The sequence below is a fragment of the Pandoraea sputorum genome (assembly GCF_000814845.2).
Classification (GTDB): domain Bacteria; phylum Pseudomonadota; class Gammaproteobacteria; order Burkholderiales; family Burkholderiaceae; genus Pandoraea; species Pandoraea sputorum.
Genome location: NZ_CP010431.2, coordinates 5,209,301 through 5,233,240, shown reverse-complemented (window position 1 = coordinate 5,233,240; position 23,940 = coordinate 5,209,301). Strand labels below are relative to the sequence as shown.

Here is a 23,940-nt window from a genome sequence, read left to right as displayed (position 1 = left end):
GGGAAGCTAGGTATGAAATCTCGACTGTGGAATGAGTTCTGCGGGAAAAACAAAGAGGGTGGGAGGGAAATTGCTTCGAACATTGATGGCTACGGTGATCCCTTGTTGGTATTTTGGCTCGATTCTGATACTTGGACTGTCGTTACGAATCAATTTCTAGTGGGGAGGTTGAGTGGAGTGGCGTCGGCGCTGTCACTCGATGAGTTGCACGAAGTGACCACAGATAATGAAATGAACTTGCCACCAGATGACCTGAAAAGGCGAGCTCAAATTGTTAGAGTCGGCATTGATAGATTGCCATTTTGGACTCCGCCAGGAAACGATCATTTTTCTCTTAGGAATATCTTGGGAATGTTTCCGATGGGGAATTGAAAGAGTTGTTCGATATTGGCACTAGGCGGTAGCAGGGGCAGCGGCGAGACGGATTGGGTGCAACGCTCGATCCGGTGTCCCCGCAAGTACTGATCTCGAACTTGCCCGCGTCGTTGCAACCGCGCACGACGACGTTCTACTTCTCTCCACAGCAAGAAGCAATTCAACTCCAGCAAGCGGCCCTGATGCAAACGGGCAAGGCGAGCTTCATCAATGGTTTGTCGACGGACAGCACGTCACAGTTGACGGTGAACGACCAGCAGAAGCTGGTGCTGTACGGCAACGCGGTGGAGTACGCGAAGACGAACAACATCCAGTTGGGCCAAGCACTGACACCTGAGCAGGTGGCAGGGTTGTCGCAACCGATGCTGTGGTACGTCGAGCAGACGGTCCCTGAGCCGGGATGCGCGGCAACAGGCAATGCGAAATGCCCGACGGTGACGGCGCTAATGCCGCAGGTATACCTGCCGGAGAACTTCACAGCGCTGTCCGCAGGCGGGCAGATTCTGGCGAGTAACGACCTGTCGCTGAACTTCGGCAGCACGGCGACGGGCGGCAGCATCCTGAACACGGGTTCTATCACCTCAGGCGGGACACTGACGGTCAACACCGGCACGCTGACGAACCGCGCGAACGTGGTGGACGTCGGTGAAATCTGGAGCTACATCAAGGACGCGGGCTACCTGAAGACCACCGGCACGATGGTGCAGCCGGGCGGCTTCATGAGCGCAGCAGCGGGCGGGTTGACGCTGAACGTCGATCAGTTCAATCAGATCGGTGGGGCACTCCAACTCTTAGACCCGAACGGTCAAGTCGACCAAGCGGCAACGCAAGCGTTCATTGCGGGTGTTGCTGCACAACTAGGCGACAACTTCGTCCAGCAGACGCTGCAGAACGACCTGCATACGGATTTCGTGAAGCAGGGCGGCAGCTTCGGGATTCAGCAGGTTGGGATGATCATGGCGGCCGCCATGACGGGTGCAGCACTAGGTCCGCTGTTCTCGGGAATGATCGCAGCCCAACTGGGCACGACGGCCGCGACATTCATAGCGGGCGGACTGGGCAACGTGATGGCGAGCGCAGCGCTTACCGCCATGGCGAGTTCCACCCTCACGCAAGTCATGTTCACCGGCTCGCTGGACTTCGGCTCGGTGCTCAAGACGGGCCTGTCGGCGGCGGTTACGGCCGGGTTTGCTGAACGGGATCACGTATTCGAGTGCCGATGGATTGGGGTTCTCGACGACGGCGTCTCCGAATAGCCTGGCCAGCCTCGCGGGCGTGAAGCCGACTTTCGTCGAAGGTACGGCGAGCCAGGCAGGTACGGCGTCAGCAGGCTTCTCAATTACTCAGGGCGTTGCGATCCTAGGTCAGTCTGTGATTCAGGCAGGCGTGCAATCGACGATTCAGGGTGGGAGTTTCCTTGATGCGTTGAAGGCAAGTGGAGTCAGCAATCTGAGTGCCGCGCTGGCTTACCAAATCGGCGACTTGGGGACGAAGTCGTTGGGGGAGCTGGGTTATGTGGGCGCGCATGCAGTGCTGGGGTGCGCAAGTTCAGCGGCGTTAGGCACCGGTTGCGCGGGCGGAGCTATTGGAGGAGCAGTCAGTGCCGCACTTACTCCGTTCCTGGTGAACGCTTTGATATCCGAAGGACGTGGCCTAAATGCAGCGCAAATTTCACTCTTCGGCGCGATTGCGAGTTTGGCCGGAGGAGGCGTCGCCGGGCTAGCGGGACAGAATGCGGCGGCAGGGGCACTTTCGGCGCAGAACGAAGCGATCAACAATTGCCTTGGGCACCCGGAGTCTTGCTCGGATCTCGCGAGTAAGATAATCGCGGGATGGCGAGCGCCAGACTACGTTTCAATTACGGCGCCAACCCCGATTCCGTTTGTTGGCGTTACGGCAACGCTGGATCGATATGGGGAAATATACGGTGGTCCTAGTGTTGGGTTCGGCCTGCCGAACGTCAGTGGCAAAGCATGGGCGATTGGGTGGACTGGAGATCAGACGGTGCCGGACGCGGCCGCCCTCAAAGACTGGTTAAGTGGATGGAGCTACAACGCAGGTGTGTTTATTGGCACAACTGTTTCATCACCAGCGTCACCGGGAAGTGATTCACCGTCCCGCCTCGGTGGAACCGTTCAAACGCCGGGCGTCGGTGTAGGCTACAGTTGGCCGCTTATTCAACTTGGAATTCAATGGTGAAACATGTATATCCGCTTGCTACTGTCAACGCTCGTGGTTATTTTTACCGTGGTCTCGATGGCATTCCTTTTTTTTCCGAGGTCTGTTGCAGATATTGTGAGTAAAAGCCGTATATGGGTGGGCTACCTCAGATTTCTTTATGGAATATCTGTTGAAGATATTCGCTCTCCGAAAGCAATTAGATGGATGCGAATCCAAGGGCTCGTGACTTTCCCCGTGGCAATTGTACTGGTATATGCAATGCTCAACGGATTCCCATCTTTGGGGGGGCAATGACCTGGCCGCGAGCGTCATGGAGAAGAGTGCACCTTTCGAATGTCGATTCGATTAATGCGGCTGATCTGATCTCCTTATTAGAAGCGTAGACGGTGAGATCTTCAGCCGTAGCCTGATCATAGACCTATCAGTCATGTAACCATCGATGACGCGAACTCAAGAAATTTTTTCTGATTTCGCCTCGCAAGATTGCTGATTTTCGTCCATGGCGTTGTACTGAAAAGTATATTCGGTGGGTGGCCGAATTTCGGATGAGGTAGTTTCGGGGGCGGACTTGTTGGGGAGGTTGTTCGGGAGTTGCCCCTAAAGTGAACCTGCCAGCGTCGTTGCAAACGGGCAAGGCGAGCTTCATCAATGGTTTGTCGACGGACAGCACCTCGCAGTTGACGGTGAACGACCAGCAGAAGCTGGTGCTATACGGCAACGCGGTGGAGTACGCGAAGACGAACAACATCCAGTTGGGCCAAGCACTGACGCCTGAGCAGGTTGCAGGGTTGTCGCAACCGATGCTGTGGTACGTCGAGCAGACAGTACCTGAGCCGGGATGCGCGGCAACGGGTAATGCGAAATGCCCGACGGTCACGGCGCTAATGCCGCAGGTATACCGGCCGGAGAACTTCACAGCGCTGTCCGCAGGCGGACAGATTCTGGCGAGCAACGACCCGTCACTTAATTCGGACGGCACTCAGAAGTGGGTAGCAATGCGAGGAGGGCAAGTGACCTACGGCGGGACAAAAGACGCCAAGGACATTCGACTCCAGAGCCGGATTGGCTTCACCGACAAGACAAGGAGAATAAGATGAATGGCTCGCTGACCATTAATGAAGCGTACCGCGCGATGTTCAAATTTATAGAGCAGTACTATGAGAGAGGCGGACGTCGGAGCGAAGACATCGCAATAATGCTTAGTGGAATGGCTCAGACGTTATGGACTGATGGCGGTCCAAATGACCCCGCTCAGTGGGACGATTGGATAACAGCCGTTAAGGCGGCCAGGAGCGATGGCTGAAAATTTTCGTGTTGTTAGGCCGGCCTAAGAACGGGGCGTGACTATGCAAGCATCATATTTGGAAATTGGTAGATTGGCCTGGCCTGTGGTCTCCAGAGATGTGCTTGCTCGCAAACGATCAACGTCAGCGGTCCGGTGGTCAACGGCGCGCAGACGCTCAATGCCTACTGGCACTCGCACTGGGTGCAAGAGACGGGCAGCAGTCGAATCGGCGGCCGTGAGAGAAGCTGAACAGTTCCTGTGCCACTGCAGGTAAATTTTGAATCGAAGCCCACGCCCAGTAGTAGGCCGATTAGCAACGGACGTCTGAATATCACACCATGAAAGCTGAAATCAAATCGTTGCATTCCTTGCTGTTGGAAGACAGATTGATCGACTACTGGCCAGATGATGTGTCGAACTTCGGTACATGGATTCGAGCCTACATTGGTCCACAAGGTGAGGCGAGTTCCGAATCGTTCGACATCCACGTTTGCACGCCGGAATGGCTTAAGGCGCAGTGTGCCACTCAAAGTCCGCTGTGGGGCAGGCATATGCTGTTCGTCGAGGTTTACGATTACGACGCCATTAAGACAGCTATTGAACGTTACGTAGCAGCTGTCGACGGTGACGATTGGGCGGACATTGCCGCAAAGTTGAGCCGAGTTGGTGCATGGGAGTTTGAGGATTATCAGGATCGGTAACGGGACCACCTTGGGCCGCTGCCGGTTTCATGGGCACCAAGTTAAGGCTCGGATTTCGTTTCGAACAATGGAGGTCAAGTTGAAAGAGCCCATCACAGGCGAACTTCTTCATGCGCTTCACGACGCGGAGATCTTCTCGATCGACGTGGACAGATTGGCAGGAAGTCTTCGGATTGGGTTTGTCCAAACATCTGGTGCGAAATCCTGGCTGGAGTTTCTGGGCGTCGTGTCGTTTAGGCTATCGGATTTTGTTGTTCAAAACGTTGTATGCAGAGTCAGGGCGACTCCTTGGCATACGTTCGAAGACGGAAGACTTGGGGAATTGATCGTTTGGTCCAATTCGTTCTCGGACGCGACGATTCGCCCTTCATCTGAAAGCTTGGAGCGTACGCTGCGCGCGATCAAGGAGGGACGTCTAACCGTAGCGGTGATCGAGCCGTCTCGAGGTGCGGAGGCAGTGGTCGTGGCTGAGGGGGTATTTTTAGAGAGTGCGAAGCAATTGCCTGTTATGTAACCCTCTCGCTTTCCAGGAGGAGTAAGTGATCAGATTTGGTGACGTGTTCTCGATCAGCACATCAAAAGGTGACGCCTACTTTCAGTACGTAAGCAAGAATCCACAAATGGGGTGGATGATCAGGGTGCTGCCAGGGATTTACTCCGAATGTCCCGAAGATATGAGCGCGCTCGTCGACAAAGAGACGAATTTCTGGATATTTTTTCCCGTCGCTGCGGCGCTCAGGCGAAAGCTTACGGCGAAGATCGGGAGATTCAAAATTCCTGAGCATTCCCAGAAGATGCCGATTTTCCGAGCCGGAATTCGTCACTCAGTGACGAAGAAAGTCGAAAATTGGTGGCTTTGGGATGGGGAGCGCGAATGGATGGTTGGCGAAATCACGGAAGATCAGCGGAAGCTCCCAATTCGCGGAATTTGGAACGATACCCTGCTCATCAAGAGAATAGAGGACGGTTGGTTGCCTGAGCATGACACGGCGTAGTGCCAAGAGTTGACCGCATCGAGTCGATGCATTCACGGCCACTAAGTATTCAACTCAGTGTCGGCTTGGCCAAGCAACGGGAAAGACTTGGGATGATGAAGCGAATTCACTTTTTTGCGACAAGAAATGACATGCTGGCTGTCACTGACCTCGTCGAGAGAAAGATACCCGTCACATACGTTCGCTCGCACCAGAGCTTGTTCCCGGAGTATCGCGGGGATGTGGGGCGATACGAGTCAGCGGTCGATATTCCTAGGCTTGGGGATGCCGTTCGTGGACAAACGAGTAGTTGTGAGCGATACATCGTTGTTAATCGATTTACCCGCGTAGACCCCGTCGCAAGAACATACCGTGACGAGACGGTCGAAGACTATGAGTTGGGAAACTGTCCGGAAGGAGTGGAGCTGAATGCGGGCGGATTTTGGGAGGGTGAGGTACTCATCAACGGCTTGATCCAGACTTGGTCAGAGGGTGCTCTGGGGCAACAGCTGATGAGGAAATTCTTATCGTCAATTAAGACGACGTTCAAGGTACGACTGAATGGCTACTGGATTGGGCTGGAAGCCTATCAATTCCTGGAGGGTGGCGGCCGGTTGACGCTCAATGTGGATGCGAATTCATCGTTCGACATAACGCTTCCTTAGTCCGTCCCTGCCATCTCACCCCTGCGCCATTACCTGCTGCGCAATCGCCGCAGTAATCCCGGCCTTATCATGCCGCGTCCGTTCCAGCAGTCCGATGCTCCGTTGTTCCGTCACGCCGGGTAATGGAATCACACGCAGCGCATCTTCATGCGCCCATGACGCGCTTCTGAGCATCGGTACCACTGCCACACCGACCCGTTGCCGTACCAGCGCCACGATCCCTTCGATGGACGAAAGCTCCAGAAAGTCGCTGACCTTCACATGCTGACGGCGCACTGCGCGATCGATCAGCGCCCCTGTCCGTTGCGTCCGATCAAATCGCAGAAACCGTTCCGTCTCCAGCAGCTTCGCCACCGACGAAGACTTCAACGTCGACGACGCCAGGAGCACCAACGGTTCCCGATACAACGGCGTCCACCGCACCCCTGCCGGACGTCTCCCCGATGGTTCCACCAGCACTGCACAATCGATCTCCCCGGCGTCGAGCTTCGCCGTCAACTCAATCGACCGCGCCGTCTGAATCGATATCTCCAGGTGCGGCTGCGCATGCTTGATCTGCGACACCGCCCGCGCCAACGCACTCACTGCCGACTCCACCGCGCCAATCGTCACCGGCCCGGCGGTCGACTCGATGCCTGCGGCCAGCGTGCGCATCGTCTGATACTGCGCTAACAACTGCTCGGCATGCGGCAGCAGGAGGCGTCCCATCGCATTGAGGGCGACGGAGCGTCCCACGCGGTCGAACAGCGGATGGTCGAACTCCTCCTCCAGCGCGCGCATTTGCATGCTCACCGCCGATTGGGTCATGGCGAGGTGTTCGGCTGCCGAAGCGAACGAGCCATATCTCGCGACCGCCGCAAAAGTCCGCATGAATCGCAGATTGCTCATGGATGACTCACGGTAAGCCTCTGAATATTCTGGAGAAAATTCTCGGGTGGATCAGAGAAAACCACCTTCAATTCATCAAATAAGTTGCGATGACGGATCACAAATTCTAGCTTTTATTGGTTTTTTGGCACAAGCAGAATGGGGCGAAGCGAGTGCGGTCGGCTTGCCACGAACACACTTCATAGAAGAGGAGTATCCCCATGGAAGTTTCGGTCGGGCGCGAGAGCGCCACGAACACCGCCAATCCCGGCAATACCGTGCACGCCGAGCGAGCGGGCAAACGCATCGACGTCAAGGTCATTGCGGTGTCCACCGTCGGCAATGCGCTCGAATGGTTCGACTTCACCGTCTTCACCTTTTTCGCGGCGAACATCGCGCGTCAGTTCTTCCCCAGCGATAACCCCACCGCCGCACTGCTCGCGGCATGGACGACCTTCGGTGTCGGCTTCCTCACACGTCCGCTCGGTGGCATTGTGCTGGGCGCCTACGCCGACAAACACGGACGAAAAGCCGCACTGCTGCTGACGATCACCGTCATGGCGCTGGGCGTCGCCGTCATCGCCTTCGCTCCGACGTACGCACAAATCGGCATGGCCGCGCCGGTGCTCATGCTCATCGGCCGCTTCCTTCAGGGCTTCTCCGCAGGCGGCGAAGTGGGGAGCGCCACGGCGTTCCTCGTCGAGCATGCGCCGGTCGAGCGTCGTGGCGTGTACGGCAGCTTCCAGATGATCGCGCAGGCATGCAGCATGCTGCTCGGCGCCATCGTGTCCGTCGGCATCACGCAAACGCTTACGCCGGAGCAGATCGACGCGTTCGGCTGGCGCATTCCGTTCGTCATCGGTCTGCTCATCGTGCCGGTCGGTCTCTACGTGCGCTCGCGTCTGGACGAATCGCCGGTCTTCAAAGACGCCCGCAAGCAAGACGCCGAAAAGCGCTCGCCGTTCATCGAATCGGTCACGCAACACTGGCGTCAGGTGCTGGCGGGCTTCGGCCTCACGGTGTACGGCACCATCGGCACGTACATCTTCTACTACTACATGCCGAGCTACGCGACGAAGTCGCTGGGCATCCCCTTCAAGAGCAGCGTGATCGCGTCGTTGTGCGCGGCCGTCGCCTACATCGTGGGGACGTTCGCTTCGGGCCGCATCTCGGATGCCATCGGCCGTAAGAAGCCGATGACGGCCTCCGCACTCATCAGCCTGATCATCGCGTACCCGCTGTTCCTCGCCGTCAGCCACGTGCCGACGCTCCCCATGCTGATCTTCGTGCAATGCTGCCTGATGCTCTCGCTCGGGCTGTTCCAGGGCTCGTACTGCGCCTTCGTGTGTGAACTGTTCCCGTCGCGCGTTCGCGCCACGTCGATGGCCATCGGCTACAACTTCGCTGTGATGATCTTCGGCGGTTTCGCCGGTGCCATCGCAACGCTGCTCATCGGCTGGACGGGCGACAAGCTCGCCGTCGTCTACTACGGCCTCTTCGGCGCAGCCGTGGGCCTCGTCACGATCCTGATGCTCAAGGACCGCTCGCGGCAACCTCTGCTCTAAGACACCAACGATCACGGTGCCCGACGGCCATTTCGATGGCCCGTCGGCACCCCCATCGCACGACCTCCCCAAACCTGCCCCTGTCCAACGCGCACGACCTCTCGCCAGAGTCGGCGAGCGTCGCGCCTTTCGGGGCATTCTCAAGAGACGACTGTCATGTCCATCATTCCCGAAATCGCCGAACGCTCGGCCGAACTGCAAGCTATCCGACGCGACATCCATGCCCACCCCGAACTGCGCTACGAAGAGGCGCGCACGTCGGACATCGTGGCGAAGCTGCTCGAATCGTGGGGCATCGAAGTCACGCGCGGGCTGGGTAAAACGGGCGTCGTCGGGGTGCTGCGCAATGGCACGGGCAAGAAGGTCATCGGTCTGCGCGCAGACATGGATGCGCTGCCGATTCAGGAACTCAACACGTTCGAACACGCGTCGCAATACGCGGGCAAGATGCACGCCTGCGGTCACGACGGCCACACCGCCATGCTGCTCGGCGCAGCGCAGCACCTGGCCGCACATCGCAATTTCGACGGCACCATCGTCTTCATCTTCCAACCGGCGGAAGAGGGCGGCGGTGGCGCAAAGGCGATGCTCGAAGACGGTCTGTTCGAGAAGTTTCCCGTCGACGCAGTCTTCGCCCTGCACAACTGGCCCGGTCTCGCGGCGGGCAGCTTTGGCGCGCGTGTGGGCGCGACGCAGGCGTCGAGCAATGAATTCCGCATCGTCGTCAAAGGGACGGGGGCACACGCTGCCATGCCGCACGACGGCATCGATCCCGTGCTCACAGCCATGCAAATCGGCACCGGCCTGCAAAGCATCATGACGCGCAACAAGCGCCCCATCGACGCCGCCGTGCTCTCCATCACGCAGATGCAGGCAGGTGAAGCGATCAACGTCATTCCGAATACCGCGACGCTCGCGGGCACGGTGCGCACCTTCTCGCTCGAAGTACTCGATCTGGTCGAGACGCGCATGCGCGAGTTCTGCGAATCGACGGCTGCCGCATACGGCTGCTCGGTCGAGTTCTCGTTCGTCCGCAATTACCCGCCGACGGTGAACACCGCCGCCGAGACGCAGTTTGCGCTTAACGTGATGAAGGAGATCGTGGGACGCGATCACGTCGTCGATCCCATCGATCCGACGATGGGCGCCGAAGACTTCTCGTTCTTCCTGCTGGAGCGTCCGGGCTGCTACGCCTACATCGGCAACGGCACAGGCGACCATCGGGCGCATGGGCACGGCCTCGGTCCCTGCATGCTGCACAACACGAGCTACGACTTCAACGACGATGTCCTCACGCTAGGTTCGACCTATTGGGTGCGCCTCACCGAAGCCTTCCTGGCGGAGTGACGCACGATGACCACGAGTCCGTTTTCCAGCAGCTATCTTCAGGCGCGCGAGCGATTCGCGGCAGCAGCCAGACAAGCCGGTGTCGCGGTGACGAGCCATGTCATTCCCGACATCGTCGGCCGTGAGGGTGAGGCGCTTGCGACGGACGTCGTGCGTCTCGGTTCACCCGAAGCGCGACGCTTGCTCATCCTCACCTCCGGCACGCACGGCGTAGAGGGGTTTTGCGGCAGCGCTGCGCAGATCGCGCTGCTGGGCGACGAGGGACTGAAGTCACGCCTCGCGACGGCAGACGTCGCCATTCTCGTCGTGCACGCGATCAATCCGTATGGCTTCTCGTGGCTGTCACGCACGAACGAGGACAACGTCGATCTGAACCGCAACAGCATCGACTTCACGCAGCCGCTGCCCGTCAACGCGGCCTACGCCGATCTGCATGATTTGCTCGTGCCGCCGGAGTGGCCGCCGTCGGACGATAACGTCCGCGCCATCGCAGACTACATCGCAACGCACGGCGAAGCGGCGTATCAACGCGCGCTGACGATTGGACAGTACGCATTCGCGGACGGGCTGTTCTACGGGGGACGCGAGGCTGTGTGGAGCACGCGGTTGATGCGCACGCTGATCGAGACGCACGGGTCGCGTTGCGAGGCCATCGGCTGGATTGATTTTCATACCGGTCTCGGTCCGCCGGGGCATGGCGAAAAGATCTGCGTCGGTGGTCTCGACGCCGCAGAGTTGGCACGCGCGCGCGCGTGGTGGGGTGCCGATCTGGCCAGCCCCATCGACGGCACGACGGTGGCGTCGAACGTCGGTGGTCCGCTGCTCGACACGCTGCACAACACGGCCAAGCACGCGCAGGTGAGCGCCATCGCCATCGAATACGGTACGGTGCCGCTCATCGACATGCTGCACATGCTGCGGGCGGATTCGTGGTTGAGGCGGCATCCCGAGGCGACGGATGCGCAGGCGTCGGCGATTCGCGCCTCTGTACAGGCGGCGTTCTGCTTCGACGACGGCGTGTGGCAGGGCCAGATTCTCGGGCAAGCACGCGTGGCCATCTTGCAGGCGGTGACAGGGTTGAGTCGTCAGGGCGCTACCGGTTAGGGCAAAATCGCGCGACAATAGCCCGCCCTAACCGCACAAACGCTCATGGCATCTCACGTGAAGAAGTCTTTCGTCGGCCGGATTCGCGATCAGCTCGATCAGCTCTCGCCGTCAGAGCGGCGTCTGGCCGAATTCGCGCTCGATCTGCCGGGCGATCTGGCGGGGTATTCGGCGTCAGAGCTGGCCACGCTGGCTCAGGTCTCGAATGCCACCGTCACGCGCTTCGTGCGACGTCTGGGTTACGAGTCGTTCGACGATGCACGCAAGCACGTCCGGTCCGAGCAACGCGCTGGCTCTCCACTGGTGTTGGCTGGGACCGCGCATGCGACCGAAGCAGTGGCCGACGACGTCGTCGGTGCGCATCGCCAGCAAAGCCTCGCCAACATCGACGCAACCTATCGACGTCTCTCGTCCAACGAAATCGAACAGATCGCCGCGGCGATTCTCTCGGCGCGCAAAGTCTGGGTTGTCGGCTTTCGCTCCAGCTTGCCGCTCGCGATGTATTTCCGCTGGCAGTTGCTGCAAACCGTCCCCAGCGCACAAGTCATTCCCGGTGCAGGCGAGACGCTCGGTGAACACCTCGCAGGTATCGGTGCAGACGACATCGTGATCGTGTTCGCGCTGCGTCGTCGCGTTCGTCAGATGCCGACGATCGTCGCGCAACTCGCGAAAGCTTGCCCGAATCTCGTCTACGTCACCGAGCGCAATGGCGTGACGAAGACGCCCGCAAAGTGGTCGTTGCAGTGCGACGTGCAAGGCCCCGGCGTGCTCGATAACCACACGGCAGTGATCGGTCTGTGCCACCTGATCGTCACGCAGGTGATGACGCTTGCGGGCAATCCGGGACGTCGTCACCTCGGCCTCGTGGAAGCGTTCCACGACGCACTCGACGAAATCTGACCAACCGCCGTCGCTGACGGCGCTCCGCCTCAAACCTCCCCATCATTGGCATCTCCCGCCAAGGCCGACGCGCGTCCGTGTTGTTCGTGGTGTACGTGTTGTCCGGTGAAACCCTGATATGAAAAACAATTTTCAAAAACAAATAATCTGAAAAAATATTAACAGAACAGGTTCATCAGAGGGCGAGGCAATTCGGTCGCAAAGGCGCCAATCGCGGCGCAGGGAGTTTTACGATGGGCGCAGAAGTGGTCGTATCGTCGTCGGAACCCAGGTTGCAGCAGCTCGAACGGGCGCTCGACGACATTGGCGTGACGCCGTCACACAAGAAGATCCTCGCACTGATTCTGTTCGGGGTTCTGTTCGACGTCTTTGAGCAGAACGCCGTCGGCCTTGTGGGGCCGTTGCTGCGCGAGTACTGGGGCATTTCCGCCGCGCAGATCGGCTTTCTCAACACGTTGACGTTCGGCGCGGCCGCCATCGGCCGACTCGGTTCGGGCTACATCGCCGACCGCTTCGGGCGTCGCACGATGCTGAGCATCAATCTGATGCTGTTCACGCTCGGCGCACTGATCTGCGCATTGGCGACGAACTACACGATGCTTGCCGCCGGACGCTTCATCGTCGGCTTCGGTCTCGGCGGCGAAATCTCGATTGCCGTCACCATGCTCGCCGAGTTCTGCTCATCGCGTTTTCGTGGCGTGGCCGTGGGCGCGATCAACGTCGCGGGCGGTGGGCTGGGCAACATGCTCGCACCGGCGTTTGGGCTGGCGGTCTTCGCCTTCTTCCCCGGACCGGATAGCTGGCGCTGGTTGTTCGGCTGCCTCGTGCTCCCGGCCTTCTTCGTGCTGCTCTATCGTCGCTTTATTCCGGAGACGCCGCGCTTTCTGCTCTCGAAAGGTCGCGTGGAAGAGGCTAACCGGGTGCTCAACATTCTCGCGTCCGGCAAGCTGGGCAAGTCCGCCACTGGCGGCACGAAGCGTTACCTGAGCGAAGCGTCGAACGGCGCGCACCGTGCGGAGAAAGTGCGTCTGAGCGAAGTGTTCGTCGGACCGCTGGCGCGTCGCACGGTGGCCGTCGGTATCGCGGTGTGCATGACCTATGGCGCGCAGATCTCGGTGCTCACGCTGATGCCGACGATTCTGATGGCGCAAGGCTACACGCTGAGCAAGAGCTTCGTGTTCACCATCGTGATGCAGTCGGGCAGTCTGCTCGGCGCGATCACGGCGTCGTATTTCGGCTTCCGCTTCCCGCGCAAACGCGTGTTGACGCTCGGCGCTATCGCCGCGTGCGTGATCGGTCTGTGCTTTGGGTTTTTGTCGAAATCGCAGCCCCTGATTCTCGCGTTCGGTGCAGCTTTCCAGTTCTGCGTGCTACTGCTCAATACGTCCATCTGGATCTACGCGCCGGAACTCTATCCCACCCGAGTGCGAGCGTTCGGCACGGCGTTCATTCTGGCGCTGGGCACGCTGGCCGGTGCGGCGATGCCGCTGGTGGCCGGTCGCGTATTCGACCAGTACGGCATCGGCGGCATGTTCGGGATGATGGCCGCAATGTATGCCGTGTTCGCCATCGCACTGACCTTTGCGCCGGAGACGTTCGGCAAGCCCATCGACGGCCCCGACGTGCCGGGCGACGGTAATCCGCACGCGGCTGCCAGGACGTCTTCCGACGCGTCAGCCTCCCCCGCATCCGCTTCGCATGCTTCCTGATTTCCCGATTTCCCGAGTCGCCGAGATTTCCATGACCCACATCCTGCTCATCAATCCCAACACGTCGACGGCGACGACGCAAATGATGGTCGACATCGCCCGCACGTATTTCGCCAGCGTGATGACGTCGCCGCCGACGGTCGTTGGTGCGACGGTCATGCGCGGTGCGCCGATGATCGTCGACGAGCAGGACCTCGCGGTGGCCGCTGACGCCGTGAACGATCCGCAAATCGTCGCGCTCGCGCAGCAGGCGGACGGCGTGATCGTCGGCGCGTTCGGCGACCCGGGCATCGAGGCACTGCGTGCCCGTCTGGACGTGCCGGTGGTCGGAATCGGCTCGGCGTCGGTGCGCGAAGCGGGCGAGGGCGGACGTCGTTTCGGCATCGCCACGACGACACCGCAACTGGCCGACTCGATTGCGTCGAACGTCCGCAAGCTGGGCCTCGGCGCAAGCTTCACGGGCGCGCGTTTCACGACGGGAGATCCGCTGGCGCTGGGGGATGTGCCGTCGCAACTGGAAAGCAGCCTTGCCGGTGCCGTCGACGCGTGCATTCGGCTCGATGGGGCGCAAGCCGTCGTGATCGGTGGCGGCCCGCTGGGCGAGGCGGCGCAGGCGCTCGGCGAGCGCTTCTCCCTGCCGGTGATCGGTCCGGTACCGGCGGCATGCCGCGCGTTGCTTCAGACAATGCGTCTGGACGAAGCTGCCTGATCTTAATCGTCAATAGTCGTCGCTCGTCCCAACGTCAACGGTCGATACCAAACAAAGCAGGAGGCCATATGAACCAACAGCCAACGTCGCGTACGAGCGACGGCACAAACGCGTTCGCCAAGCCGGACGACCGCATGCTCGATCCCATCTACCGAAAGATCATGTGGCGGATCATTCCGTTCATCTTCGTGCTGTGGATGCTCGCGTGGATCGACCGGGTGAACGTCGGCTTCGCGAAGTTGCAGATGCAGCAGGATCTCGGCTTCAGCGAGACGGTGTACGGCATCGGCGCGGGCATTTTCTTCCTCGGGTACTTCTTTCTGGAAATCCCAAGCAACTGGCTGCTGTTGCGCATCGGCGCGCGACGCACGCTCGCCCGCATCACATTGGGTTGGGGGACGATCTGCGTGCTCATGATGTTCACGCATTCGCCCGCCTACTTCTACGTCATGCGCTTTTTGCTCGGCGCGTTCGAGGCGGGTTTCCAGCCGGGCGTGCTGCTGTACCTGACGTTCTGGTTCCCGGCGCACCGACGCGCGAAGGCGTTTGCGTGGTTCATCTCGGCGTCGGCTGTGTCGTCGGTGGTAGGCGCACCGCTTGCAGGGGCTATCCTGAACGGCATGCATGGCGTGAACGGCTGGGCGGGGTGGCAATGGCTGTTTCTGCTCGAAGGGGTGCCGACGGTCCTCGCGGGCGTGCTGGCCGTGTGGTTCCTCGTCGACAAGCCGGAGCAGGCCAGTTGGTTGTCGGAGCAAGAGAAGCGTGTGCTGCAGGCCGATCTGGACAACGACCGCAAGGGCGCGGGGCAACGCGAGCATAGCTTCATGCTCGCCGTGCGCAGCCCGAAGCTGTGGCTGCTCACGGGTATCTACTTCGGCATCGTGGCTGCGAACGCGACGCTCTCGTTCTTCGCGCCGACCATCGTGCGCGCGTTAGGTCCGACGAATCCGTTGCATATCGGGTTGCTCGTCGGTGTGATGTACGTCTTCGGTGCGATCTTTCAGATCGCCATCGGTTACAGCGCCGACAAGCGGCGCGAGGCGCGCATGCATTGCGCGATCCCGGTCTTCATCGGGGCGTGCGGACTGGCGGGCGTCGGTGTGTTCGCGGGAAGCAACGGCGTGGCGGCGTTCCTGTGTCTGGTGATTGCCGTGTCCGGCACGATGGGCGCGATTCCGGTGTTCTGGCAGTTGCCGAATGCCTATCTCGCGGGCGGTGCTGCCGCGATGGGCGTGGCGTTCATCAACTCGGTGGCAAACCTTGCCGGGTTCGGTTCACCTTATCTGCTGGGCATCGTGAAAGATGCGACGGGCAGCTTCAACGGCGGCCTCTGGATCGTGGCCGCGCTCGAAGCGTTCGTCGCCATCCTGATCTGGTGGCGGATGAAACGGCGTGAGCGGGTGCCGGGGGTGCCTGCGGCGGCGTGAATATTTATATCGGAAAGCTAAAGAAACACGCGTAATTATCCGTAATGCTCTGTCGGGGGCAATTCTCGCTGGATGAGAACTCAGGCGCGATGCCCCTCGAATACAAAACGACAGATCAGATATCGGGACAAAACGTGAAACTTAACGCTACGAAGGAACTTGCAGGTTGGGTCAGACTGGTGGGGGCGTGCGTCGTCGCTGCTGGCATATTGTCGGCGTGCGCGCCGGCTGCGGTCGTGAATAAGGACAAACTGGCGTCGGTGAAGACCGTGGCAGTCGTCACGGCCGAAAAACCGGTGTACCGCGCCAATTCGGTCGACAGTGCACGGATGATCGGTTTTACGCCGACGGACCTGATTGTGGCAGCGGTGGCTAACGTCGCGGGAGCCGTTGGAAACGCGAATCGTGAGAAGAACACGGCGAGCTTCGATGAGCTTGTGACGCAGCGGGTCGGTGACACAGGGGTGAACCGCAAGGTGACGGACGGCGTGATCGACGTCTTCCGTCGCCAGGGCTATAACGTTGTGGAAGTCTCCGCAGAGCAATTCAAGGCCGTTCGCGAGGGTGCTGCACCGGAGCAAAAGGTGGATGCGTATGTGCAATCGACGCTCGCGGAGAACTATTTCGCCGCGAGTTCTCTTGCTGCATTCATGCGGACCGTCAAATTGAGCGTGCAGATTCTCGGGCCGGATGCCAAAGACGTCATTTACTCGTCTACGCATACCAAACTGCCGCACGACGCGCCGTACTACAACACCTACGCACGCATGGTGGACGACCTCCCGACTGCGGTTCAGGGTCTCGATAGTGCGCTGCTGACACAGTTGCCCGAATTTGCGGCATCGTTCAAGTCCGCGCGCTGAACAACCGTTAGGCCGTGAAGGCGTCGCCCTGTTCCGGGGCGATGCCTTCTTTGTTAGCGCCCGGTTAGAACGCTCGCAGGAAAATCGCTTCGATTTCCGCTTGCTCAGCGCGACGCGGGTTGGTGAACCCGCAGGCGTCCTGCATGGCGTTGGCGGCGAGTGTCGGGACGTCGTCCTTCTTCGCACCGAGTTCGGCCAGCCCCGACGGAATGCCGATGTCCTTCGATAACCGGCGAATCGCCGCGATGGCGACCTTCGCACCCTCTTCGTCGCTCAACCCTTCAACCTTCTCGCCCATCGCCTGCGCGATGTCTTTCAGACGCGCCGCGCTGGTGCTCGCGTTGAACTCTTCCACGTGCGGCAGCAGGACAGCATTGCATACGCCGTGCGGCAGATCGTAGAAACCGCCCAACTGGTGCGCCATCGCGTGTACGTAGCCGAGCGACGCGTTGTTGAACGCCATGCCCGCCAGAAACTGCGCATACGCCATGTTTTCCCGCGCCGTCATGTCATCGCCGTGCGACACCGCACGACGCAGGTTCTGCGAGATCAACGTGACGGCCTTGAGCGCGCACGCGTCGGTGATCGGTGTGGCGGCCGTCGACACGTAAGCTTCGGTCGCGTGCGTCAGCGCATCCATGCCGGTCGCGGCCGTCAGCCCCTTGGGCATCGCTGCCATCAGGGCGGGATCGTTGACGGACAACAGCGGTGTGACGTTGCGGTCGACAATGGCCATCTTCACATGACGCTTTTCGTCCGTGATGATGCAAAAGCGCGTCATCTCGCTCGCCGTCCCCGCCGTGGTGTTGATCGCGACGAGCGGCAATTGCGGCTTCTTCGACTGATCGACACCTTCATATTCCGAAATATGACCGCCGTTCGTCGCGCACAGCGCGATCCCTTTCGCGCAGTCGTGCGGCGAGCCGCCACCCAACGAAATCACGAAGTCGCACTGGTTTTGCTTGAGGATCGCCAGACCCGCTTCGACGTTGCTCACCGTCGGGTTCGGTTTCGCGCCGTCGAAGACGACCGATTGAATGTCCTGCTGAGTCAGCAGCTTCGCCACCTTCTCGGCTACGCCCGCTTTTGCGAGACCGGCATCGGTCACGATCAGGGCGCGGCGGAAATGGTACTGGCGCAGGGCGGCAATCGCTTCGTCGAGGCTGCCCACGCCCATCATGTTGACGGCGGGAATGAAGAAGGTCGTGCTCATCGTCATGCTCCTTATCTGTTCTGTGAGGGGCACTCCCCGCGCGCAAATGGCGCGGCGGGGTGTCCAGAATCATCTTTTGCATGCATCAAAGACAGCATCGCACTCGCTGCGCGATGCGTCTTTGATCTACTGCAAGGTCACATACGACTAGAGGGACTGCTCAGAAGAAGCCGAGCGGATTGACGTCGTAACTCACCAGCAGATTCTTCGTCTGCTGGTAGTGGTCGAGCATCATCTTGTGCGTCTCGCGGCCGATGCCGGACTTCTTGTAGCCGCCGAACGCCGCGTGGGCCGGGTAGAGGTGATAGCAGTTCGTCCAGACACGCCCAGCCTGAATGCCACGACCCATGCGATAGGCGCGATTGATGTCGCGCGTCCACACACCTGCGCCCAGACCGAACTCGGTGTCGTTGGCGATGGCGAGGGCTTCCGCTTCGTTCTTGAAAGTCGTTACGCCGACCACCGGCCCGAAGATTTCCTCCTGGAACACACGCATGCGGTTCTCGCCCTTGAGCAGCGTGGGCTGGATGTAGAAGCCCGACGCCAGCGGACCGTCGAGCATCTCGATACCGCCGCCGGTCAGCACCTGTGCCCCTTCCTTGCGCGCCAGATCGAGATACGTGAGGATCTTGTCGAACTGCTGTTGCGACGCCTGCGCGCCCACGGCCGTCTCGGTATCGAGCGGATCGCCGCGCTTGATGCGCTCGACCCGCTTCATCACGACTTCCATGAAAGGCTCGTAAATCGATTCCTGGACGAGCGCACGCGACGGACATGTGCAGACCTCGCCCTGATTCAGGAAGCCCAGCACGAGACCTTCTGCGGCCTTCTCGATGAACTCCGGCTCGCCGTGCATGATGTCGTCGAAGAAGATGTTCGGCGACTTGCCGCCCAGCTCGACGGTGCTCGGGATCAGGTTGGCGGCGGCGCGCGTCAGGATGTGATTGCCGACAGGCGTCGAGCCCGTGAAGGCGATCTTGGCGATGCGCTTGCTCGTTGCCAGCGCTTCACCGGCTTCGCGGCCGAAACCCTGCACGATGTTGAGGACGCCCGGTGGCAACAGATCGCCGACCAGTTCGGCAAACAGCGTGATCGTGAGCGGCGTTTGCTCGGCGGGCTTGAGCACCACGCAGTTGCCAGCCGCGAGCGCAGGGGCAAGCTTCCACGCGGCCATCAGCAACGGGAAATTCCACGGGATGATCTGTCCGACCACGCCCAGCGGCTCATGGAAGTGGTAGGCGGCTGTGTGCTCGTCGATCTCGGCGGCGGTGCCTTCCTGCGCGCGGATGCAACCGGCGAAGTAACGGAAGTGATCGACGGCCAGCGGCAAATCGGCGGCGAGCGTCTCGCGCACGGGTTTGCCGTTGTCCCACGTCTCCGCCACGGCGAAGCGCTCCAGTTGCGATTCAAGCCGGTCGGCGATCTGCAGCAGAATGCGCGAGCGGGCTTGTACGGACGTTTTTCCCCACTTGGCCGCCGCCGCATGCGCAGCGTCAAGCGCCAGTTCGATGTCTGCGCCGTTCGAGCGGGGGAATTCGCCAATGACCGCACCGGTGACCGGCGACGTGTTGGTGAAGTACTGGCCCTCGACGGGCGGCACGAACTTGCCGCCGATGAAGTTTTCGTAACGCGGTTGCAGGGACAGCAGGGCACCGGGCGTGCCGGGTGGGGCGTATTTCATGTTGTGTCTCCGGATATCGTTGTAGCGCGGACGTTGGCTGCGCAGGCCGGTACTAAGCAAGTCGTGGGCCAGACCCGGCCATTCGCGTAACGACGCGCCCTGGCGGCATGCGAGACAGCTCGGTGTGTACCGATTCCGTGACACCTGTGTCCTGCGACGTGGCACACGTTGTCTCAGGACTGTGACAGCGCCGTGCGCGTCAGAACCTCCGTCAATCGCTTTGCGTTTTCCGATTGACATAGCGCATTGCAATCGCCTCGCGCATGGGGGATGCTTCGGGAACGATACGAGATCATCAGATCATCCGGCACGGGGGAGACGACCAATGCCAGCCAGTACGCAAGCCGCACACGCACGCCGTGTGCTGAACGTCGCGCAGGGCCATTTGCCATCGGGTTCGGTGGCGACCGACCCGAACATCGCCAGTTCGTGGCGGCGCTGTCTCGACACGCACGCGCTCGACCCGGGCGCGCGCATGGCGCCGCGCGTGCTCGAATCCTCGCAATTGCGCGAACGCCGCAGCGCGATGGAACGCCTGCGCAACGTTTCCATTCCGGTGCTGGAACGTCTGCAACGTCAGTTGATGAACCCGCGCCAGGCCGTGTTGCTCACGGCCCCGGACGGCGTGATCGTCGACTCGCGTCTGCATGACGGCACCCGCGACGACTTCCATCGCGCCGGGCTGTGGCCGGGCGCGGACTGGAGCGAGTCTTGCGAGGGGACCAACGGCATCGGGACGTGCGCCGTCGAGCGCGCGCCCGTCATCATCTGTCAGCAGGACCACTTTCGCGCACTGCATACGCCGCTCACTTGCACGGCGAGTCCGGTGTTCGCCCCGCAGGGCGATCTGCTGGCGGTGATCGATGTGTCGTCTACCAGTACGGATCTGACGCGTCAGAGTCAGTTTCATACGCTGGCGCTCGTCAACCTGTCGGCGAAGGTCGTCGAGAGCGAGTATTTCTTTCAGCACTATCGCGACGAATGGCTGCTGCAATGGCAGGAGCAGGCGGACCATCTCGGCGGATTCGCGCAGGCGTTGCTCGCGTTCGACGATGCGGGGCACGTGCTCGCCGCCAATCAAAGCGCATTGAATTGTCTTGGGGTGACGCGCGACGCGCTGGTGGGCACGCGCGTCGATCGATGGTTCGTGCAGACGCTCGACGCCCTGCTCGCGCGGGCGCATCCGTCGCCGAGCGCCTGCTGGCCGCTGCACGCCAATACCGGTGCGAACGCCGGTGAGTCGTTGCTGGCGATGCTGCGCGCGCCAGCGCGCGTACTCCGGCGTGCGCCCAGTGTGTCGCGCCCTGCGCCGGAAGTTGTCACGCAGCCGTTCTCCGACCCCACGCTGGCGCGTGCGTTCTCAAAGGCCTGCCGCGTCTTCGCGCACGACGTGCCCGTGCTGATTCGCGGTGAAACGGGCAGTGGTAAAGAAGTGTTCGCACGCGCAGTGCACGCGGCGAGCGCACGTTCGGGCGGACCGTTCGTCGCACTCAATTGTGCGGCGATTCCCGAGTCGCTGATCGAAAGCGAGTTGTTCGGCTATGTCGGCGGCAGCTTCACCGGTGCGCGCAAGGAAGGGATGGCGGGCAAGCTGTGGCAGGCGAATGGCGGCACGTTGTTTCTCGACGAGATCGGCGACATGCCGTTCGCGATGCAAACGCGGTTGCTGCGGGTGCTGGAGGACCGGATGGTGTCGCCGCTGGGCGGTGGAGAGCCGGTGCCGCTGGACATTCGCGTGCTGAGTGCCACGCATCGCGATCTCTACGCGCGTATCGACGAACGACTGTTTCGCGAGGATCTGCTTTATCGCCTGAGCGGGCTCGAAGTCACCGTACCGCCGCTTCGCGAGCGCGAGGACAAGGCCGAGGTGATTCGGCGGCTATTCGCGCAGGCAGAATCAATGGGTCATGGCCCCGCCGTGCATGTGACGCCCGCTGCGCTCGACCGGTTGTGTCATCACACGTGGCCGGGGAATGTGCGTCAGCTGCGCAGTGTCATTCGGACGCTGGTGGCGCTCAGCGAGAATGGCGTCGTCACCGTCGACGATCTGCCGGACGAACTACGCGAAGCGGACATCGCAATGACGGATGTTTCACCGTCCGATTCACCGGCCGACGGATTGACCGAAGCACCGCTGGAAGCGGCGGAGCGGCAGGCGCTGCGTGCGGCGCTCGACGCATGTCAGGGCCAGGTGAGCGCCGCAGCGCGACGGCTCGGCGTGAGCCGCAACACGCTGTATCGCAAGCTCAGGCGCTTCGGGTTGCTGCGCGGGTGACATCGCGCAGCGCAGCGTCGACGTCTGCGCGGGCCGTCGCGAGCATCACTTCATCGGAATCTGCGTTGCACGATCTACCGGCACGGCGGTGACGCTGTTTTGCGGCGAGCCGTCGATGAGCTTGTCGGAGTAGGTGAGATAGACGAGCGTATTGCGCGCCTTGTCGACCATGCGCACGATGCGCAGCTTCTTGAACAGGGGCGACAGCCCTTCGGAGAAGACTTCTTCTTCCTTGGGGAGCGGGCCGGTGAAGGAGATCGGACCGACTGGACGGCACGCAATCGACGCCTCGGCCTTGTCCTCGGCGAGTCCGACCATGCCCTTGAGGCCGCCGGTCTTGGCGCGCGAGACATAGCAGGTCACGCCTTTTACCTTGGGATCGTCGTACGCGTCGACGACGATCTTGTGATCCGGCCCGACGAACTTGAATGCGGTGCTGACATCGCCGATCTTCTCGGCATGGGCCCAACTCGCGGCGAGCATCAGCGCCAGCGCGACTGCTTTCTTCATGAGAGTGTGTCCCGTCAAAACTGCGGAAGCGGCGACGATCGCCAGCCATACGCGTTGCGGATTTTACTCGCGTCGCGTGACGGACGGCCATCGCCGCTTCAGCCCTTCCGGGAAACGCTTATACGCCGTCGCTGCGCACCGTCATATCGGACGAATGCGACGGGCGTGGCGTCTTACCACTTGTCGTCCTGCGCAGGCGCTGCCTGAGCGCCGACTGACGGCGTGGACTTCTTTGCCGACTTCGGACCCGCTGCTGCTACGGCCTGCGTCCCGGCTTGCGCCGTAGCTTGCTGCGACGCTTGTGCAGGACGTCCTGCCAACTCGCCGCGCACCTGAAGACCGGCAATCGGCAGCGTGTCGAGATTCAGACCGGCACGCACGTTGTCCAGATGGCCGTACGACAGGTTCTGCGTCACGCGCTCCACGACCAGCTCGCAGCACGGGTTCTCGGTGCGGCCGAGACTTTGCCCCGTCTGCGGATCCTTGAACTCGTTGCCCATCGCTACGACCGCGTACCGACCGCCTTCGCGCAGCGCCTGACCGCCCTGGCTGACGACGACGTTGGTGCCGTCGCGGGCGAGCACCGTGATCGGGAACGTCGACTGCAGAATCGCGCTCACGATCGCCTTGCTGGCCTGATCGACCATCTCGGTGAGAATGCGCTGGCTGTCGACACCGTTGCTCAGCGTAGTCGGGGCTGTCGCGGGCATCGCATTGCTCAGCGAACCGGCCGCCGTGACCTGACGCGTCGCCACGTTCACCATCTTCTGCGAGAGTGCCCAGCCGCCCGAATAGCTCACGAGCTGACGATCGCTCGTGCGCAACTGGCGGGCCATACGCGTGTAGTTGAACGCACTCACTCGCGCACTCCACACCAGATCGGCGCTGGCTGCCTGCGAGAGCTTCGTCAGTTCTGCGCTCGGGGCTTGGCCAGACGCGATGATGTCCAGTTCATGCTCGATCTCCGGGCTCATCTCGCGATCGAGCACGGCGAAGCGTCCAGTCTGCACCAGCGCGTCGCTCACGCGTTGACGCAGCACAGCCGCCACTTCGCTCGACGGCACAGCGATGTCGCCCATCGGCAGACGATCCTGCGCAAACAGCACCGGCCCGACGACGACCTTCAGCTTCTGCATGTCTGCAGACGGCTTGAACTTCGCGATGTCGGCTTCGATGGTGGCTTTGAAGCGCTTGTTGAGCACGCCGGGTTCATCGAGACTCAACACGCGCAGGTGCTGAATCACGCCGCCCGAACGCTGCGCGACGACTTCGGCAAAGGCGTTCGCACGCAGCGATGCCGAATCCTGACCAAGGCTGACGTCGAGGCCGTACTTGGCGACGACGCTCTGCGCCTGCACGACCGCGCCGTTGACCTGCAACAGCGCGAGTTTCATGGCTTCCGTCGTGGCTTCGCCAGCGGTGTCGCCGAAGCCCGAGGCCGTCACCTTTTCGGTCTCGACCTTGCCGACGTCCGGCACAGGGGCGGCAGCGGACGTTGCCGAGGCAGGCGCTTGCGCCTGAGAAGTGTCAGCCGCCTTTTCGGAGCAGCCAGCCATAAAAAAGAGGGCCACCAGGGCCCCCGTGAGCGA

22 protein-coding genes are annotated in these 23,940 nt (G+C 61.1%); 17 read left to right on the top strand and 5 right to left on the bottom strand.

Going from position 1 to position 23,940, the window contains the following annotated elements; genetic code table 11:
* The first annotated feature begins 12 nt into the window (after window positions 1-12).
* The 8 genes from NA29_RS25900 (at window position 13) to NA29_RS23075 (ending at window position 6,181) form a co-directional block, all read left to right on the top strand.
* Window positions 13-372 carry a hypothetical protein gene (locus NA29_RS25900; RefSeq protein WP_150777534.1) on the top strand — a complete coding sequence of 120 codons (360 nt, stop codon included), beginning with the start codon at window positions 13-15 and terminating at the stop codon, window positions 370-372.
* Window positions 373-425: 53 nt separating this feature from the next.
* Window positions 426-1,631 (top strand): hypothetical protein, encoded by a 1,206-nt coding sequence (locus NA29_RS23110; protein WP_052252343.1) that lies wholly within the window; start codon window positions 426-428, stop codon window positions 1,629-1,631.
* A gap of 19 nt (window positions 1,632-1,650) precedes the next feature.
* Entirely contained in the window at window positions 1,651-2,574 is a 924-nt protein-coding gene (locus tag NA29_RS23105; RefSeq protein ID WP_503423037.1) for a DUF637 domain-containing protein, read from the top strand.
* A 584-nt stretch (window positions 2,575-3,158) separates the two neighbouring features.
* The gene (locus NA29_RS23100) at window positions 3,159-3,653 is read left to right on the top strand and encodes a hypothetical protein (RefSeq protein ID WP_150777533.1); all 495 of its coding nucleotides are present in this window, start codon (window positions 3,159-3,161) and stop codon (window positions 3,651-3,653) included.
* A gap of 526 nt (window positions 3,654-4,179) precedes the next feature.
* Window positions 4,180-4,542 carry an immunity 8 family protein gene (locus tag NA29_RS23090; RefSeq protein WP_039393510.1) on the top strand — a complete coding sequence of 121 codons (363 nt, stop codon included), beginning with the start codon at window positions 4,180-4,182 and terminating at the stop codon, window positions 4,540-4,542.
* Between the two features lie 79 nt (window positions 4,543-4,621).
* Window positions 4,622-5,056 carry a hypothetical protein gene (locus NA29_RS23085; RefSeq protein WP_150777532.1) on the top strand — a complete coding sequence of 145 codons (435 nt, stop codon included), beginning with the start codon at window positions 4,622-4,624 and terminating at the stop codon, window positions 5,054-5,056.
* A 25-nt stretch (window positions 5,057-5,081) separates the two neighbouring features.
* A complete protein-coding gene (locus NA29_RS23080) occupies window positions 5,082-5,537 on the top strand; it encodes a hypothetical protein (RefSeq protein WP_039393508.1) in 456 nt (151 codons plus the stop codon).
* A 92-nt stretch (window positions 5,538-5,629) separates the two neighbouring features.
* The gene (locus NA29_RS23075) at window positions 5,630-6,181 is read left to right on the top strand and encodes a hypothetical protein (RefSeq protein WP_039393506.1); all 552 of its coding nucleotides are present in this window, start codon (window positions 5,630-5,632) and stop codon (window positions 6,179-6,181) included.
* A 15-nt stretch (window positions 6,182-6,196) separates the two neighbouring features.
* Here NA29_RS23075 and NA29_RS23070 read toward each other — a convergent pair whose 3' ends face one another.
* Window positions 6,197-7,069, bottom strand: coding sequence for a LysR family transcriptional regulator (locus NA29_RS23070; RefSeq protein ID WP_039393504.1), 873 nt, complete (start codon window positions 7,067-7,069; stop codon window positions 6,197-6,199).
* 200 nt (window positions 7,070-7,269) lie between these two features.
* On the opposite strand from NA29_RS23070, the gene NA29_RS23065 reads away from it, so the two are divergent.
* From NA29_RS23065 to NA29_RS23030, 8 genes are all read left to right on the top strand, one after another.
* Window positions 7,270-8,613 (top strand): MFS transporter, encoded by a 1,344-nt coding sequence (locus tag NA29_RS23065; RefSeq protein WP_052252342.1) that lies wholly within the window; start codon window positions 7,270-7,272, stop codon window positions 8,611-8,613.
* A 156-nt stretch (window positions 8,614-8,769) separates the two neighbouring features.
* Window positions 8,770-9,960, top strand: coding sequence for a M20 aminoacylase family protein (locus tag NA29_RS23060; RefSeq protein ID WP_039393502.1), 1,191 nt, complete (start codon window positions 8,770-8,772; stop codon window positions 9,958-9,960).
* A gap of 6 nt (window positions 9,961-9,966) precedes the next feature.
* Window positions 9,967-11,064 carry a M14 family metallopeptidase gene (locus NA29_RS23055; protein ID WP_039393501.1) on the top strand — a complete coding sequence of 366 codons (1,098 nt, stop codon included), beginning with the start codon at window positions 9,967-9,969 and terminating at the stop codon, window positions 11,062-11,064.
* Window positions 11,065-11,121: 57 nt separating this feature from the next.
* Entirely contained in the window at window positions 11,122-11,964 is an 843-nt protein-coding gene (locus NA29_RS23050) for a MurR/RpiR family transcriptional regulator (RefSeq protein WP_224786879.1), read from the top strand.
* Window positions 11,965-12,197: 233 nt separating this feature from the next.
* Window positions 12,198-13,673: an MFS transporter gene (locus tag NA29_RS23045; RefSeq protein ID WP_039393498.1), complete on the top strand. Its 1,476-nt coding sequence runs from the start codon at window positions 12,198-12,200 to the stop codon at window positions 13,671-13,673.
* 31 nt (window positions 13,674-13,704) lie between these two features.
* Complete coding sequence (locus tag NA29_RS23040) at window positions 13,705-14,382, top strand: aspartate/glutamate racemase family protein (RefSeq protein WP_039393497.1); 678 nt, start codon at window positions 13,705-13,707, stop codon at window positions 14,380-14,382.
* Between the two features lie 68 nt (window positions 14,383-14,450).
* The gene (locus NA29_RS23035) at window positions 14,451-15,809 is read left to right on the top strand and encodes an MFS transporter (RefSeq protein WP_084104076.1); all 1,359 of its coding nucleotides are present in this window, start codon (window positions 14,451-14,453) and stop codon (window positions 15,807-15,809) included.
* A gap of 134 nt (window positions 15,810-15,943) precedes the next feature.
* A complete protein-coding gene (locus NA29_RS23030; RefSeq protein WP_150777530.1) occupies window positions 15,944-16,672 on the top strand; it encodes a hypothetical protein in 729 nt (242 codons plus the stop codon).
* A 64-nt stretch (window positions 16,673-16,736) separates the two neighbouring features.
* On the opposite strand, the gene yiaY is transcribed toward NA29_RS23030, so the two are convergent.
* Window positions 16,737-17,885: an L-threonine dehydrogenase gene (yiaY, locus tag NA29_RS23025; protein WP_039401531.1), complete on the bottom strand. Its 1,149-nt coding sequence runs from the start codon at window positions 17,883-17,885 to the stop codon at window positions 16,737-16,739.
* Between the two features lie 160 nt (window positions 17,886-18,045).
* Window positions 18,046-19,566: an acetaldehyde dehydrogenase ExaC gene (gene exaC, locus NA29_RS23020; RefSeq protein ID WP_039393496.1), complete on the bottom strand. Its 1,521-nt coding sequence runs from the start codon at window positions 19,564-19,566 to the stop codon at window positions 18,046-18,048.
* 325 nt (window positions 19,567-19,891) lie between these two features.
* Here exaC and NA29_RS23015 point away from each other — a divergent pair, with 325 nt between their 5' ends.
* Entirely contained in the window at window positions 19,892-21,841 is a 1,950-nt protein-coding gene (locus NA29_RS23015; protein ID WP_039393494.1) for a sigma-54-dependent Fis family transcriptional regulator, read from the top strand.
* A 45-nt stretch (window positions 21,842-21,886) separates the two neighbouring features.
* On the opposite strand, the gene NA29_RS23010 is transcribed toward NA29_RS23015, so the two are convergent.
* Together NA29_RS23010 and NA29_RS23005 are read right to left on the bottom strand one after the other, a co-directional pair.
* Window positions 21,887-22,351, bottom strand: coding sequence for a CreA family protein (locus NA29_RS23010; RefSeq protein ID WP_039393492.1), 465 nt, complete (start codon window positions 22,349-22,351; stop codon window positions 21,887-21,889).
* A gap of 173 nt (window positions 22,352-22,524) precedes the next feature.
* Window positions 22,525-23,907: a CsgG/HfaB family protein gene (locus NA29_RS23005; RefSeq protein ID WP_231965091.1), complete on the bottom strand. Its 1,383-nt coding sequence runs from the start codon at window positions 23,905-23,907 to the stop codon at window positions 22,525-22,527.
* Between the last annotated feature and the right edge of the window lie 33 nt (window positions 23,908-23,940).